General features: G+C 36.4%; 15 protein-coding genes. 6 read left to right on the forward strand and 9 right to left on the reverse strand.

Annotated elements, in window-relative coordinates; all coding sequences use genetic code 11:
* Window positions 1-365: 365 nt before the first annotated feature.
* The 4 genes from V6255_RS05395 to norR form a co-directional block, all read right to left on the reverse strand.
* Entirely contained in the window at window positions 366-1,151 is a 786-nt protein-coding gene (locus tag V6255_RS05395) for a polysaccharide lyase family 7 protein (protein WP_341627223.1), read from the reverse strand.
* Window positions 1,111-1,410, reverse strand: coding sequence for a hypothetical protein (locus V6255_RS05400; RefSeq protein ID WP_341627224.1), 300 nt, complete (start codon window positions 1,408-1,410; stop codon window positions 1,111-1,113). Before V6255_RS05400 ends, V6255_RS05395 begins: the two co-directional genes overlap by 41 nt.
* Before the next feature lie 508 nt (window positions 1,411-1,918).
* The gene (locus V6255_RS05405; RefSeq protein ID WP_025563590.1) at window positions 1,919-2,206 is read right to left on the reverse strand and encodes a pyrimidine/purine nucleoside phosphorylase; all 288 of its coding nucleotides are present in this window, start codon (window positions 2,204-2,206) and stop codon (window positions 1,919-1,921) included.
* A gap of 278 nt (window positions 2,207-2,484) precedes the next feature.
* On the reverse strand, window positions 2,485-4,080 hold the full coding sequence (gene norR / locus V6255_RS05410) for a nitric oxide reductase transcriptional regulator NorR (RefSeq protein WP_341627225.1): 1,596 nt from the start codon (window positions 4,078-4,080) through the stop codon (window positions 2,485-2,487).
* 285 nt (window positions 4,081-4,365) lie between these two features.
* Between norR and norV the strand changes: the two genes are divergently transcribed.
* Complete coding sequence (gene norV, locus V6255_RS05415) at window positions 4,366-5,832, forward strand: anaerobic nitric oxide reductase flavorubredoxin (protein WP_341627226.1); 1,467 nt, start codon at window positions 4,366-4,368, stop codon at window positions 5,830-5,832.
* The gene (gene norW, locus V6255_RS05420; protein ID WP_341627227.1) at window positions 5,832-7,010 is read left to right on the forward strand and encodes an NADH:flavorubredoxin reductase NorW; all 1,179 of its coding nucleotides are present in this window, start codon (window positions 5,832-5,834) and stop codon (window positions 7,008-7,010) included. Before norV ends, norW begins: the two co-directional genes overlap by 1 nt.
* Window positions 7,011-7,173: 163 nt before the next feature.
* Here the strand turns inward: norW and V6255_RS05425 are convergent, their stop codons facing one another.
* Window positions 7,174-9,081, reverse strand: coding sequence for an ABC transporter ATP-binding protein (locus tag V6255_RS05425; protein WP_341627228.1), 1,908 nt, complete (start codon window positions 9,079-9,081; stop codon window positions 7,174-7,176).
* A gap of 135 nt (window positions 9,082-9,216) precedes the next feature.
* On the opposite strand from V6255_RS05425, the gene V6255_RS05430 reads away from it, so the two are divergent.
* Window positions 9,217-9,441 (forward strand): YheV family putative zinc ribbon protein, encoded by a 225-nt coding sequence (locus V6255_RS05430; RefSeq protein ID WP_341627229.1) that lies wholly within the window; start codon window positions 9,217-9,219, stop codon window positions 9,439-9,441.
* Window positions 9,442-9,453: 12 nt separating this feature from the next.
* Window positions 9,454-9,942, forward strand: coding sequence for an FKBP-type peptidyl-prolyl cis-trans isomerase (locus V6255_RS05435; protein WP_025563584.1), 489 nt, complete (start codon window positions 9,454-9,456; stop codon window positions 9,940-9,942).
* Between the two features lie 174 nt (window positions 9,943-10,116).
* On the opposite strand, the gene V6255_RS05440 is transcribed toward V6255_RS05435, so the two are convergent.
* The 3 genes from V6255_RS05440 to bioH all read right to left on the reverse strand — a co-directional run bounded on the left by V6255_RS05440 (window position 10,117) and on the right by bioH (window position 11,689).
* Window positions 10,117-10,530 (reverse strand): hypothetical protein, encoded by a 414-nt coding sequence (locus V6255_RS05440; RefSeq protein WP_341627230.1) that lies wholly within the window; start codon window positions 10,528-10,530, stop codon window positions 10,117-10,119.
* A gap of 11 nt (window positions 10,531-10,541) precedes the next feature.
* Window positions 10,542-10,817: a hypothetical protein gene (locus V6255_RS05445; RefSeq protein ID WP_341627231.1), complete on the reverse strand. Its 276-nt coding sequence runs from the start codon at window positions 10,815-10,817 to the stop codon at window positions 10,542-10,544.
* A gap of 74 nt (window positions 10,818-10,891) precedes the next feature.
* The gene (bioH, locus tag V6255_RS05450) at window positions 10,892-11,689 is read right to left on the reverse strand and encodes a pimeloyl-ACP methyl ester esterase BioH (protein ID WP_341627232.1); all 798 of its coding nucleotides are present in this window, start codon (window positions 11,687-11,689) and stop codon (window positions 10,892-10,894) included.
* Window positions 11,690-11,804: 115 nt separating this feature from the next.
* Between bioH and V6255_RS05455 the strand changes: the two genes are divergently transcribed.
* Window positions 11,805-12,476: a ComF family protein gene (locus V6255_RS05455; RefSeq protein ID WP_341627233.1), complete on the forward strand. Its 672-nt coding sequence runs from the start codon at window positions 11,805-11,807 to the stop codon at window positions 12,474-12,476.
* 172 nt (window positions 12,477-12,648) lie between these two features.
* Window positions 12,649-13,230 carry a Fe-S biogenesis protein NfuA gene (gene nfuA, locus V6255_RS05460; protein WP_025565001.1) on the forward strand — a complete coding sequence of 194 codons (582 nt, stop codon included), beginning with the start codon at window positions 12,649-12,651 and terminating at the stop codon, window positions 13,228-13,230.
* Window positions 13,231-13,234: 4 nt separating this feature from the next.
* Here nfuA and yjeH read toward each other — a convergent pair whose 3' ends face one another.
* Complete coding sequence (yjeH, locus tag V6255_RS05465) at window positions 13,235-14,509, reverse strand: L-methionine/branched-chain amino acid transporter (RefSeq protein WP_341627234.1); 1,275 nt, start codon at window positions 14,507-14,509, stop codon at window positions 13,235-13,237.
* Window positions 14,510-14,662 lie beyond the last annotated feature (153 nt).

Here is a 14,662-nt window from a genome sequence, read left to right on the forward strand (position 1 = left end):
TCCTTGTCTGTGCGGCGTATTATAGGGATCGCGAAACTATTCGCAAGCGTTTTATGACGATTAATTACAACAAAAGTACCAAGTGATTAATTAAGCAACAATACGAAGGGTTTTCAATCAATAATGGGAGGTTTTAATCGTTTAAAATGAGATCTAGTATGTAGTTAATATCAATATCAACGATCCTTAATCATTCATTAAACATAAATTCGTGAATTTAGAGGTCGTAGATCTTAAATTACTACTGATTATTTATAAAAATCGTTTATTGATCTTTCATAATTTGTAGCCTTTCATTTTTTGAAAGGCTACATAATTATTTATTACTCTATTATTTGTTGCTCTATTATTTGTAGACCTGTTATTTATTGATCTAAGGTTAATTGATAAAAACTGACTTTTGCGTAATCCCCTGCTGCAATACCATTATTTGAACATTCTGAAGATCCGACATTACATTGGTTGTAGTTACCTGCCTTAAAGTACATCCAATCATTAGCATAACCTTCGTCGTACTCATTTTCTTGGTAATGTGCTTTTGATAAATCTACTGCAAATGTTTTAACAACTTCATTTGTCTCGCCAATATTCTTTTTGAAGGTTAAATGCATAATGCTGTCTTCGACATTTACATCGTATGAGAATACCTCTCCTAATTTGATACCTTCAACTGGATCATCCGATCCTGTGCGTAGATCATAAGCGCCTAGTACATTATGGTAGATATCTTTACGCTTTGAGTAATTATCACCTGTCGCATTTATTTCATATCTCCAATATAGCGAACCATATTCATGTCCAGGTAGTTTACGGTAGACAATCTTAAGTGGTTCATTCTTTGATGCATGTATTTGACCGATAACAGTTGAGAAAGCACCGTTCTTTTTATCATTACCGCTGGTACTTACCCAATCAACCGATAAAGTGGCAGATAACTCACCACCAATTGAACCGTAAGTTTCCGCTTTTGGATTAGCAGCTAATGCGAAGTTATTTTTTGGATCTTTATAAGAATCTGCCAACATTGCACGTAATTCACTACGAGCATTTTTACTATTCGGTGTTGTCATCGCTTTATTAGGTGTTGCAAAGACCATTGCTCCAGTCTTTTCATCTGTATAGAACCAGTGAATATGGATTAACTTGATCACCTAGTTCTTGAGCAGAAATCTCCATGACTTTGCCTGCACGACCTGGTTTATCGTCTTCCATTGGTATATTGATTTTCCATTTCGTTAAATCAAAGTTTTGAGGGGGTGCTTTAGTAGGATCAAGTTTTGCTATTAATGCGAGAGTATTAGTCGTTGGCGGCATTGCTTTTGACACAACGGCTTCACTTTTGAGATTGTCATTACTTACACAACCAATCAGAAGACTTGCCACGACAACACCTAAATATAATTTTTTCATTCTATTACCTGCTTCGTCTATATTAAGAAAACAATTCAACAGGCAATTTATAATACTATTGTATGATTATTTGTGACCATCTTAGAAAATATCAATAATCTACAACTAACTCGAAGAACATCATTAAGTTTTGTTAACTAGATAACATTAGACAACCTATTATAGTATTCGCTTTATACAATAAGACTCTATTCTTTCCCAATTGCTTTTAAATTCAGGCACAAGAATTGATAATGCTGAGGTAGATAGAATTGAAGTAAATAATGTTGAGATAGATAGGGTTGAGGTAAATAGGGTTTAAGTATATTGATTAGCGGTAAGGATTAAGCCGTCTTTTGATTACTGCTTCATATTGATTTGAATTGAGTAACACTGAATTAAAGCTTATTCAATGAAAGAGAATTTTCCCAAAACAGTAAATAAAATTGAAATTGATTATCTTTAAAAACTAAAAAAGGAGCCTTAGCTCCTTATAATGACCTTATAGAGTCACTTTAATCCTAACTCTTTATTTTTTATAAAGACATAGGTATGCAGTTTGTACTACTACTTTTACATCAAAGCTTGAATTTGCTTCAACTTCAAATGTTTCACCTGCGTTATATGTTTTCCATTCTGTTGTATCAACAAGTTTAACCGTTAAGCTACCGCTAACAACAGTCATGTATTCGTATGCTTCAGTCCCGAATGTGTATTCACCGACTTCCATTACGCCAACTGTTGCAGGTAATGTTGCAGTTTGGAATGCGATCGATTTTACATTACCGTCGAAATATTCATTTGCTTGAAAACTCATTTTAATCCCTTTTTATGTATAAACAGATATAACATTGTGCGGTGATTATGGCGAAGCTCAAATTAAAACTCAAGTAAAGCCTTTTATCTCTTACTTTTATTCCTATGATTCAGTACTTATTCAGGACAAATCAACTTGTATTTTTTATCCTATTGTAATCAAAGTAACAGGATAAATATTCGCTATGATGCCTATCAACGTTGATGATAATGTTAGTAGATATATTAGCTAAAACTAAAGAGCAGTTTAGATCTAGCGCAACTTACAATAACTATCATTTATGTATTTAAGTTAAGACGTTTTAATAAACGGTGTAAATTAGCTGGATACATACCCAATTGTTTTGCAGTAGTAGATAGTTTCTTATTATTCTCTAGATAGACCTGCTCTACGACTTTATATTGAAATTGATCCATCATTTCTTTTAATGTGCCATCACCCTTCCCAAAATTATCTAACCCATTATGTTGTAACTCAGTAATAACTTGCTCCTGCTTCGTCGGGGATAGTGTTGACATTGAAACTAATGGAACTTCGCTTTGATGTGACTCTTTTTGAAGGTGGAAGTGATTAGGGCGGATACTAATATGTGTTTCATTCGACTCTGATTTTGCAATAACAGCTGCACGATATATGGCATGTTCTAATTCTCTTACATTTCCTTCCCACGCATGCGCATGAAGTAACGGCAAGACGCTATTATCAATTTGAATACTGGCGACGTTAAGCTTATGAGAGCAACGCTCTGCAAAAAAACCAGCTAATAAAATAACATCACCACCACGCTCTCTTAAAGGTGGAACAAAAACAGGAAAGACACTCAAGCGATGATATAAATCAGATCGCATATTGCCTTTTTTTACTTCCTCATGCATTACTCTATTGGTTGCCGCAATGATCCGAACATCGACTTTAATATTACTATCTTCACCAACACGTTGAATATCACCATACTGTAATGCTCGTAATAGCTTTGCTTGTAAAGTTAAAGAGAGCTCACCAATTTCATCTAAAAAAAGCGTACCTTTATTAGCTAACTCAAATTTACCTTTTCGATTGCTGATTGCACCGGTAAAAGCGCCTTTAATATGCCCAAATAATTCACTTTCAGCGACTGACTCTGGTAACGCAGCACAATTTAAATAAACAAATGGCTGTTTACTTCTTTGCGATTGCCTAAAAATAGAGTGAGCCACCAGCTCTTTACCCACACCTGTTTCTCCCATAATTAAAACAGATAAATCAGTCGAAGCTACTGCGTCAATATGAGATTTCAAAGTTAAAATACTTTGAGATTGGCCAATCATATCTTGCTTGCTTAAGTTTAATGACGATGATCTTGATGTATTCGAAGGTAAACTCGAGTTACGCTCAAGTTTTTCCATTAATAATGCAGTGTTTAAACTGTTAGAAGCTAATGCGCTAACCAAGCGTAAATAATCGTTATCAAATTGTTCAAATTGCGTAGGATTAAATGCATCGATAGTCAAAGCCCCAATTAAACGACCTTCGTACAATAAAGGTAGGCCAATACAAGCGTGTACTTCTAAATATCCTTGATGATTTGGAATTAATCCATCATAGGGATCGGGTAAGTCACTATCGCTCGGAAAACGCACTATGTCACCGGCACGTGCGATCGCTTCGAATCGAGGGTGCTGATCAATAACAAAACGACGCCCTAACACATCGACACTAAGCCCATTAATGGCCAAGGGAATAAAATGCTGATTTTTATATAGAAGAAGCGCTGAAGCATCACATTTTAATATATTACGCAGCGTTATTAATAAACGTTCAAAACGATCCTGCTCAGAAATACTCGAGGTAATATCCACTGCAACTTGCAACCATTCATTATTTCTTTTTGTCATTTTCTTTTAACTCGCTTTATTTCATTGAAAATATCATGACCACATAAAACCTGATGTGTCAGTCAATTCACTATCGTCATGCTTCGTAGGGCTGCACAAACATTATCATTCAGATAAATCATTATCTTGATGACAAACAATAAATTATCAGAAAGATAAATAAAAATATTACTGAATTAAAAAAACACCAAATAACAACAACTTAAAATAAACCATAAACTGGCACGCTGTCTGCAATGTACTTGATAACTTTATATAACTTACTTATTTCAGAGAGAAACCAATATGACAATTCATGTAAAGAATAATATTCACTGGGTCGGACAACGTGATTGGGAAATCGAGAACTTTCACGGTACTGAATATAAAATGACGAAAGGAACAAGTTATAACAGCTACTTAATTCGAGAAGAAAAAACTGTATTGATAGATACTGTCGACCATCGCTTTAGTCATCAATTTATTCAAAACTTAGAAATGGAAATTGACCTCGAGAGCATCGACTATATTGTTATTAACCATGCAGAAGAAGATCATGCAGGCGCTTTGTCAGCATTAATGGAACGTATTCCAAACACCCCTATTTATTGTACAGAAGCAGCCATTGATTCGATTGTTGGGCATCACCATCATCCAGAATGGAATTTTAATACAATTAAAACAGGCGATAGCCTTGATATCGGTAATGGCAAACAACTTATTTTTGTTGAAGCGCCAATGTTGCATTGGCCAGATAGCATGATGACTTATATTACAGGTGATGCTGTCTTGTTTAGTAATGATGCTTTTGGACAACATTACTGCGATGAACGTTTATTTAACGATGAAGTTGATCAAACGGAGTTAATGGAGCAATGCCTACGTTATTATGCCAATATTTTAACGCCATTTAGTGCGTTGGTTATTGCCAAAATTAAAGAAGTATTAAGCTTCAATTTACCCGTCGATATGATTGCAACAGCACACGGTATTGTATGGCGTGATAACCCAATTCAAATCATTGAAAAGTACTTAGAATGGGCGGGCGATTACCAAGAAGATCGTATTACTATTTTCTATGACACCATGTCTAACAATACCCGAATGATGGCTGATGCAATTGCACAAGGGATTCACGATATCGACCCTAAAGTAGCCGTTAAGGTATTTAATATTGCACGCCAAGATAAAAACGACATTCTGTCGAGCCTATTTCGCTCTAAAGGTGTGCTGGTCGGTTCTTCAACAATGAATAATGTCATGATGCCTAAAGTGGCAGGTATGTTAGAAGAGATAACGGGGCTTAAATTTAAACAGAAAAAAGCCGGTGCTTTTGGTAGCTCAGGTTGGAATGGTGGTGCCATTGACCGTATTAATAAACGCTTAATCGAAGCAGGTTTTGAAATGGCAGATAGCCTACATACAAAATGGCGACCAGATGGCAAAGCAATGCGCTTATGTCGTGAACACGGTCAACGTATTGCAAAAGAATGGGCATTAGACCAAAGCAATATACAACCAATGATAACGAATGCAACAGAAAGCCAACCAGTAAAAGCAACCACAGCTGAGCAACATCAAGAACATGGGCCAGATTGCCAATGCATGATTTGCACCGTATGTAACTGGATCTACGATCCTAAAATAGGCGAACCAAGTCAAGATGTTGCAGCAGGCACGATTTGGGATGATGTACCTGAATACTTCCTTTGCCCTGATTGTAACTTAGGTAAAGACGTTTTCATTCCCCACTCTGCCGAAGAGGTTGCATAATGACACTACCCATTGTGATTATAGGCAGCGGTTTTGCTGCCTATCAATTAGTGAAAGCTTTACGCCGCCAAAATAATGAAATTGATATTTGTATCATAACTGCAGATTCTGGGGATGATTATAATAAGCCAGATTTAAGCCATGTATTTTCCAAGAAGCAATCTGTTGCTGATGTTATCAATACAACTGCAGCTGAATTTGCAGAGCAATATAAGATCCGCTTAATCACGAAAACTCGCGTGAATGAAATTGATGGGTTTAATAAGTTTATTATTGCTGGTGAACACAAAATAAGTTATTCGAAACTAGTACTCGCAACTGGTGCGACTCCTTTTATCCCAGCCATTAAAGGTAATGCTGCACAGAGGTTATTGACGTTAAATAGCTTACAAGAATTCGCTGCCTGCCAAGAAAAAATTACCTCTGCTGAGTCTGTGCTAGTCATTGGAGGCGGCTTAATTGGTGTCGAGATAGCACTAGATCTTGCTAATGCGGGTAAACAAGTCACCTTAGTTGAACCTTCACCACAATTAATGTCCAGACAATTGCCTGAATATGTGGCGCTTGAACTTCAAAAGAACCTTGTACAACATAATATTGAGATTAAAACAGCTTGTACGGTGAGTACTATTGAGTTGGAGGCAGCATTAGACATCAACGACACAACCACTAAGCATGGTAAAATGTTAGTACTATTAAGTAATAATGATCATTTACAAGTTGATCAAGTTATTGTTTGTGCAGGGTTAAAACCCAATACGCAGCTTGCAGCTCAATCCAATATTAAAACTGAGCATGGTATTTGTGTCGATGCAAATTTACAAACTTCTATTAAAGATATTTATTCATTAGGTGATTGTGCGCAATTTGAAGGGTTGGTTCGCGCTTATCTACAACCAATATTGATTAGTGCAAATGTATTAGCCAAAACTTTATTAGATGCACCTTCAGCAGTCAATTTACCTCATATTATGATTAAGGTAAAAACACCGACTTACCCTATTCAAATTGGCGGAGTGACTTGTTCAAATGAAATTAACCGTTGGGTATTTGATGTGCAAACAGAAGGGATAATTGCTAAAGCTTACAATGAACAACAAAAGCTAATTGGTTTTGTGGTGACCGCAGAGAAAACAGCACAAGCATTTCCTTTGCTAAGAGAGTTATCGCAGGCTTAGCTTACGATACAGACACGACAAGTTATTAAATAACGATGCGCTGCTGGTAAAGAAAAGTTGTTCAGTTTTCTTTACCAGCAGCGCATCTATTTTCAACTTCATTTATAAATTTTGGCGTTTCACTTATAATTTGAAGATTTACTGATAAAAGGTTCAATATAAATTATTCGCTTTCGGCTTGTAATAATTCAATTTGTTCTTGAGCATCCATCCATAACATTTCAGCTTCTTCTAACTGCTCTTTTACTTCACCTTGCTCTTTTAATAGATCCGTTAATTTCTTTTTATTTTCTTGCTCATAAAGCGAACTGTCACTTAACTGTTCTTCAATCTCAGCCACACGAGCAGAATAAGTATCCATTTGCTTTTCTGCGCTGGTTAACTGCTTTTTAAAAGGCGTTAACTTTTTACGAAATTCTGCTTCTAATCTTTTTTGATCTTTACGATTTGCGCTCACCGACACCACTTTATCTTCACTTTGAGCCGCTTGCTTCTCAATACGTTGTTGATCAGACAACCATTGATGATAATCATCTAAATCACCAGCAAAGGGTTCTACTTTTTTATCGTGTACTAAATACAAATCATCGATAGTAGTACGAAGTAAATGGCGATCATGCGATACCACTACCATTGCGCCTTCAAATGCTTGTAAAGCAACAGTCAAAGCATGACGCATTTCTAAATCAAGGTGATTGGTTGGTTCATCAAGTAATAATAAGTTAGGCTTTTGCCAAACTAATAATGCTAAAACCAAACGTGCTTTCTCTCCACCGGAAAACGGCGCGACAATATCAAAAGCTTTGTCACCTTGAAAACCAAAACTACCTAAGAAATTACGCAGAGGCAGTTCTTTCTCATCGGGTGCTAAACGCATTAAATGCTGCATTGGGCTTTCGTCTAAATGTAAAAACTCTAATTGATGCTGTGCAAAGTAACCAATTTTTGCATTTGTGTTTATTTCAATCTTGCCTGATTTAGGCTGAAGCTGATTTGACAGTAATTTAACTAAGGTTGATTTACCTGCGCCATTACGCCCTAATAAACCGATACGACTACCAGGGACTAAGTTTAATTTTATTTCATCAAGAATTAATAGATCGTCGTACCCTGCACTCACTTTTTCCAATGTTAATAATGGCATTGGCAGTGCTTCAGGTTCTCGGAATGAAAAACTAAATTGATTATCGAGATGCGCAGGTAAAAGCGCTTCCATTTTTTCAAGTGCTTTAATACGGCTTTGCGCTTGCTTGGCTTTATTGGCTTTATAACGAAAGCGATCAATATAGCTTTGCATGTGATCCATTTGCGCTTGTTGTTTCTCGTAAGAAGATTGCTGCTGCATTAATTTTTCAGCGCGTTGACGCTCAAAGCTAGTGTAGTTACCAGTATATTCAAATAATTTATTTTGCTCGATATGAATAATTTTATCGACAATGCTATCAATAAAATCACGGTCATGAGAGATCAGTATTAATGTACCTTGATATTGGTGTAACCACTTTTCAAGCCAAATAACCGCATCTAAGTCGAGGTGATTGGTAGGTTCATCGAGTAATAGTAGATCAGATGGGCAAAGCAGCGCTTGCGCTAAGTTTAAACGCATACGCCAACCACCAGAGAAATCACTAACCGCTCGTCCTTGCGCTTGTTCACTAAAACCTAAACCAGCTAATAACTCGGCAGCGCGAGATTCAATTGTATAACCACCAGCATTATCCAATAAAATATGCATTTCAGCGATTTTAGTACCGTTATCTTCTATTTCAGCCTGTTTTAGTTTTGCTTGTAATGTACGAAATTCAATATCGCCATCAATAACATATTGCAACGCATTGGTATCTAAAGCAGGCGTTTCTTGGGCAACACTCGCTAATCGCCAATGATGTGGAATTGTTAGGTCACCAGCATCCACTTGAGACTCTTGTTTTAATAAAGTAAAGAAGCTCGATTTACCACAACCATTGGCACCGACTAAACCTACTTTTTGTTTTGGATTGATGGTTGCACTGGCATTTTCAAGTAAGGCTTTTCCACCTCGGATAAATTCGATATTAGTTGCAACGATCATAAATTCAGAGTCTCAATGTAAATCAGGTAAATTAAAGCAAGATAATAACGAACTTTACAAACTTGAGCCATAACTACTGAAAATGAGTGCTAATTTGTTTATCATTACGTACTTTTTGTCATTTGTGATTTGTATATGCCTGTATCTAAGAATAAAAAACGCTTCATCGCTGGAGCAGAATGCCCACAATGTAAGACTATTGACAGTATTGCTTTGACACTGGAAAATGCAGTTGAGACTTTAACCTGCGTGTATTGTGATTACACACAAACACAAACACCTAATCAGGCTAAATCAGCAACACGTCAATTTGAACAAATAATTGGTGTTTTTGATCCCTCAGAACCCGATAAAGAATAGAGAGAAATAACAATGAAAATTGAAAAAAATTCAGTAGTCGCAATCCACTTTGGTGTTGCAGAAGTTGACGGTAATGCCCTTGATAGTACAGAAAACGGTAGCCCTCTTGAGTTTATTCAAGGTGCACAATATTTAGTACCTGGTTTAGAGAAAGAATTAGAAGGCAAAGAAGCCGGTTACAAATTTGATGTTAAATTAGAAGCAGAAGAAGCTTACGGCCCTTTCCAAGAAGAATTAGTTCAAGAAGTACCTCGTACTTTATTTGAAGGCGTTGATGAAATTGAAGTCGGTATGTCATTTCAAGCAGAAACTGAGCAAGGTCCTCGTACTGTAGAAGTCACTGGCGTCACTGAAGAAAATGTAAGTATCGATGCAAACCATCCTCTAGCAGGTATGGCATTACAATTTGTTGGTGAAGTTGTTTCTGTTCGAGCAGCGACTGATGAAGAAATGTCACATGGTCACATCCATTCAGCTGAAGGCTGTGGGCATTCTCACTAAATTTAATGTCACTTTAGATGATTAATAAGCGTCTTATTAGATAGCCTTTATTAAATCACTTTAAAGTAACATGTAAAAGCCGCCAATCTATCTAGATTGGCGGCTTTTTTATACACTGCAAGATAGTCGATTACGACTTAAACGACTCAATATTACACGATTCATACGTCACGATTAAATACTGTAACTCACTACCGGCTCAGGTATTGGTAAAACGGCATTAGCATATTTAGCCTGAATCACTGACATCACTTGTTTATAATCAGATATTCCACTCAACTCAACAGATAACGTATCCAACTCATGAGATGAAAGTTTTAATTTACTAGCAAAGAAAAAATTACGTCTTTGGTTGGAGTTCGTTGACTGATCTTGTTGTTGAGAACCTTTATGGTTATCTTGAATTATTTGTATAGATTGATGAGCGACTTGTTCTCGCTCTTGTTGGTCACGCATCTTGGCATAAGCATGCGTTTCTTCTGTTTTCGGAATGGCTGGTTGTAATTGATTTTCTTGACGTAATCCCTCCGTAGCTTGTGGAAAAGGGGCTGCTGCAATCGGAGGAAGCTGAACATTTACGTTAACCATAATGGCTTCAGTTAAACGGACACATCGATAAGTGAACCAACCATTTCATCAGCCGTCGTAATTACTTTCACAGAAGCTTGAGCTTGTATTTCTGCTAATTTCATATTAATGACTTCCGCAGTGACAGGCCCAGAAACATAACTGTGTGCAGTTGGCGCTTCAGGCGTTACATTTTGTTCTGTATTTTGGGTTGTCTGATTAGCAATACGTTGACTAGACTCAGTCATTTTTTGAGACGCATTATTCAAACCATTAACACCCGATGAGAATGCTGAATTTATTTCCATAAAGGACTCCTAATAAATAATAGCTATTACATTATGGCTATTTTTTGAACAAAAATAAAGCTTAACCGTAAAACCTATCGCTCAATAAAATCAATTAAAGTCGCTTTAAACAGATTAGATTCGCTGATAAATGGCATGTGAGAAGACCTTTCAAAAATAACCTGTTGATTAGATGGATTTAACTCAAGTAAAGTAGTCACGTTACCCATTGGCACTAAACTATCTTTTTCACCAAAAATACTTAAACATGGCACTGCTAATTCACTAAACTCCGTTCGTAAATCCACTTCATTTAATAGATCTAAACCTGCAATTAATGCAGATTGTTTCGGCTCAGTCTGATCCACTAATAGGCTTTTGATCGTAGCAATATCAGTTTTAACGGAATCACTGCCCATCGATTGCAAAGACAAAAATCGATTAAGCGTTTTTTTAGGTTGTTTAGTTACTCCTACCTTAAATGCTTCAAAGACTTCTTTTTTTACACCTGACCATTGCCCTTGCTCTACAAACTTTAATGATGCACAAACTTGAATTAATTTTTCAACACGTTCAGGAAAATGCAAAGCAACATAAGTTGCTATTAACCCGCCTAAAGACCAACCACACCAAACGGCATTTTGAGGTAACTTACCTAATAAGGTTTCAGTAATAGAAGCTAAGGAATAATCAGTCAATTCAGGTTGTTCACCAAAGCCAGGTAAATCAACTAAATACACGCAGTAATGTTCGCTCAGTTGTTCAATAATAGGCAACCAGACCGCACTATTAACGCCCCATCCATGTATTAAGACGAGGTTTTTTCCTGAACCGATTACCTTATAGCTTACTTGCTGATTCACCTGAACATTATTTTTGTGTTCTATACTCACTATAACCTCATCCAACTATCATTTTATTTAAAGGGCTGATTTGCGATATTTTCTACGACATGTCTATCAACAGAGTCAAAATCTATTTGAAGCTTGTTTGCCAAGCCGGTGTCTGTTGTGCCATTTATCGAGTCACCAATCGCTTATTTGTCAGTTTTGTTATAACGCTATATTAACAGAGAGACCTTGCTGTTTACATTGCGGTTGTGGGTTAACCAATTCACAAGATTTTTGTGGGGAGTGTTTAAGACATCCTTTTTATTTTCAACAACTACATGCTATCGCAAGTTATCAATCTCCTTTTCCAGAATTGATAAAACAATTAAAATATAACAACCAATTATTATATGCGGATTTATTGGATTTACTACTCGCCAATAGCATCAAACAACGCTATACCGCTCAACAACTTCAGGATATTGATTTTCTAATTCCTGTTCCTTTACATATTACAAAACATAGAAAGCGTGGTTTCAATCAAGCACAGCTAATTAGTGATGCCTTAATCAAACACCTACCTTTACCTACGATGATTGACTCCCCTCTTATTCGTAATAAGTTTACTCATGCCCAAGAAGGCTTGAATCGAAAGCAGCGTACCTCTAATTTAAAGCATGCTTTTTCGCTACATGAACAATCTTCAATGTCACTAAAGGGGAAATATGTTGTATTAATTGACGACGTAGTGACAACAGGCGCTACTATTAATAGCTTATGTCAGTGTTTATTAGCAGCCGAAGTTAGCAGAATTGATGTGTGGTGCATTTGTCGAACAGAGCTAGGTTAATAACACTAATACATTGTATTAATAAGGAATATTGACTATAGAAACACATTCTAAATCAGCCTTAAAACCATTATTTATTTTATTATTTGTTGCATTTTCACTCTTTGCTTTCTTATTGTATTCAATTCTCGTTATAATGACCTAGTAAATTACTCAAGCATAAAGGTTTAACATGATCGAAATTACTCCAGTTGCACAGGCACACTTCGCAAAATTACTAGAGCCACAAAAAGAAGGCACTAACATTCGTGTGTTTGTTATCAATCCGGGCACACCAAAAGCAGAATGTGGTGTATCTTACTGCCCACCAGAAGCAGTTGAAAGTAGTGATACACGTTTGAGCTTTGAAAGTTTTGATGCATTAATTGATGAAGTTAGTTTGCCATTCTTAGATGATGCATTTGTTGACCTAGTAGAAGAAGACACAGGTACACAACTAACATTAAAAGCACCTAATGCAAAAATGCGCAAAGTAAAATCAGACGCGCCATTATTAGAACGTGTTGAATACGTTATTCAAATACAAATCAACCCGCAGTTAGCAAGCCACGGTGGTTTTATTAAGCTCATTGAGATTACTGAAGACAATGTAGCCGTAATTGAATTTGGTGGTGGCTGTAATGGTTGTTCACAAGTTGATTTAACGTTAAAAGAAGGCATTGAGAAAGAGCTACTTGAAGAGTTTTCAGGTGAGCTAAATGCAGTACGTGACGTAACTGAACATGCTCAAGGCGATCACTCTTTCTATAAGTAATCCCTTAGCTTGCTTTGATGCGGTTGTTTGATTTATAAATAGCCGCATAATATATTGCTAATGCTGAGACTAATATCAGTGCAAATATCATCTCTTTACCTAACGCTATAAATAGCACGAAGCAAGTCACACTAGCAATTACCGCCATCCACTTCCCTCTTCCTTTTAATAACACCACACCCGCAATACCCGCGGCTAGATAAATTAAAATAAACAAACCGTTAGCATAAGCAATTAAGTTTTCTAATGGGACATGGATAGATTGGCTAACCAACAACACAATACAACAAAGCGTCACTGAAAAACCTAACCCCCAATAAGCAACATTATGTTTATTTACACGACTAAGATTAGAATGAATTTGCTGCTGTTTGGCCATGCTTTGTAATAAACGAGAGAAACCAACAAAGTATAAGCTAATAGAAATAAAACAAGTACAGAAGCCCACTAAATTCACTAGGATATATCCTTTATTACCCAAGCTCGCTTCAACTAAATGTACAACAGAATTAAGATTTTTCTCTTGATCGCCATAAAAGCCCATTTGCAATAAGCTAAGACTGATCAACCCATAAACAACTAAGGTAATAGTAATACCGATAAAAATAGTTAATGGAAAATCTCGCTCAGGGTGTTCAAAGTCATCTGCAATATGTGTAATGGCTTCAATACCTAAAAAGCACCAAAGGATAAAAGTCGCAGCTAATGCAATATCACTTATATTAAATAGAGTGTCTGGTAACAGTAATGAATGAGTGAATTGAGTCTCAATTGAAGAAAACAACAAGGTGCTGACAATAACGACGCTGAGTACAGATTGAATAATCGCCGCCGTTTTTAGCCCCAACAGATTAATCATTAATACTAGAGACAAAATGACAACCGCAATAATTAATCTAAAATCAGTTTCACTCGAGATAAGCCCTACTTCTATTAATGCATTCTGCAAAAAGTTAGATGCGGTCATGGTGATCACAGGCGTGCCTAAGGCCACTACCCAAATAAATAACCAACTGACTAACCTTGCACTACGCTCACCAAATGCTTGTTGCACAAAATAAGCGGTACCACCTGCATTGGGATAAAATTTACCTAATTGTGCGAAGGTAAAAACAATCGGTACAATGAGAACGCCCATGATTGCCCATGCTAACAAGGACCAACTTCCTGCAATTTGTGCAGCAATGGCAGGAATAATAAAGACACCTGAGCCTAATAATGCAGAAACCAGCATAGCAACACCTTGTGCTATCGATAACTTATGTGATGCTAATCTCACTTTTCCACCTATCCGTATGATTTAAAACGTTGTCTTTATAACCTACTTTGATGGCAAATTAAATAAAAGAAAAATCAAGCGCACCTCTAAATATAAAAACCACAATAAAATTATTGTATTTAATACTCCTATACAGCAGTTAATTCATAAAAA

Origin of the sequence: Psychromonas arctica, from assembly GCF_038155225.1 — a bacterium.
Lineage (GTDB): Bacteria > Pseudomonadota > Gammaproteobacteria > Enterobacterales > Psychromonadaceae > Psychromonas > Psychromonas arctica_B.

Excerpts from the sequence above, each read along its gene's own strand:
- V6255_RS05400 (WP_341627224.1), bottom strand. The coding sequence starts at position 1,410 with ATGAAAAAATTATATTTAGGTGTTGTCGTGGCAAGTCTTCTGATTGGT.
- V6255_RS05405 (WP_025563590.1), bottom strand. The coding sequence starts at position 2,206 with ATGAGTTTTCAAGCAAATGAATATTTCGACGGTAATGTAAAATCGATC.
- norR (WP_341627225.1), bottom strand. The coding sequence starts at position 4,080 with ATGACAAAAAGAAATAATGAATGGTTGCAAGTTGCAGTGGATATTACC.
- norV (WP_341627226.1), top strand. The coding sequence starts at position 4,366 with ATGACAATTCATGTAAAGAATAATATTCACTGGGTCGGACAACGTGAT.
- norW (WP_341627227.1), top strand. The coding sequence starts at position 5,832 with ATGACACTACCCATTGTGATTATAGGCAGCGGTTTTGCTGCCTATCAA.
- V6255_RS05425 (WP_341627228.1), bottom strand. The coding sequence starts at position 9,081 with ATGATCGTTGCAACTAATATCGAATTTATCCGAGGTGGAAAAGCCTTA.
- V6255_RS05430 (WP_341627229.1), top strand. The coding sequence starts at position 9,217 with ATGCCTGTATCTAAGAATAAAAAACGCTTCATCGCTGGAGCAGAATGC.
- V6255_RS05435 (WP_025563584.1), top strand. The coding sequence starts at position 9,454 with ATGAAAATTGAAAAAAATTCAGTAGTCGCAATCCACTTTGGTGTTGCA.
- V6255_RS05440 (WP_341627230.1), bottom strand. The coding sequence starts at position 10,530 with ATGGTTAACGTAAATGTTCAGCTTCCTCCGATTGCAGCAGCCCCTTTT.
- V6255_RS05445 (WP_341627231.1), bottom strand. The coding sequence starts at position 10,817 with ATGGAAATAAATTCAGCATTCTCATCGGGTGTTAATGGTTTGAATAAT.
- nfuA (WP_025565001.1), top strand. The coding sequence starts at position 12,649 with ATGATCGAAATTACTCCAGTTGCACAGGCACACTTCGCAAAATTACTA.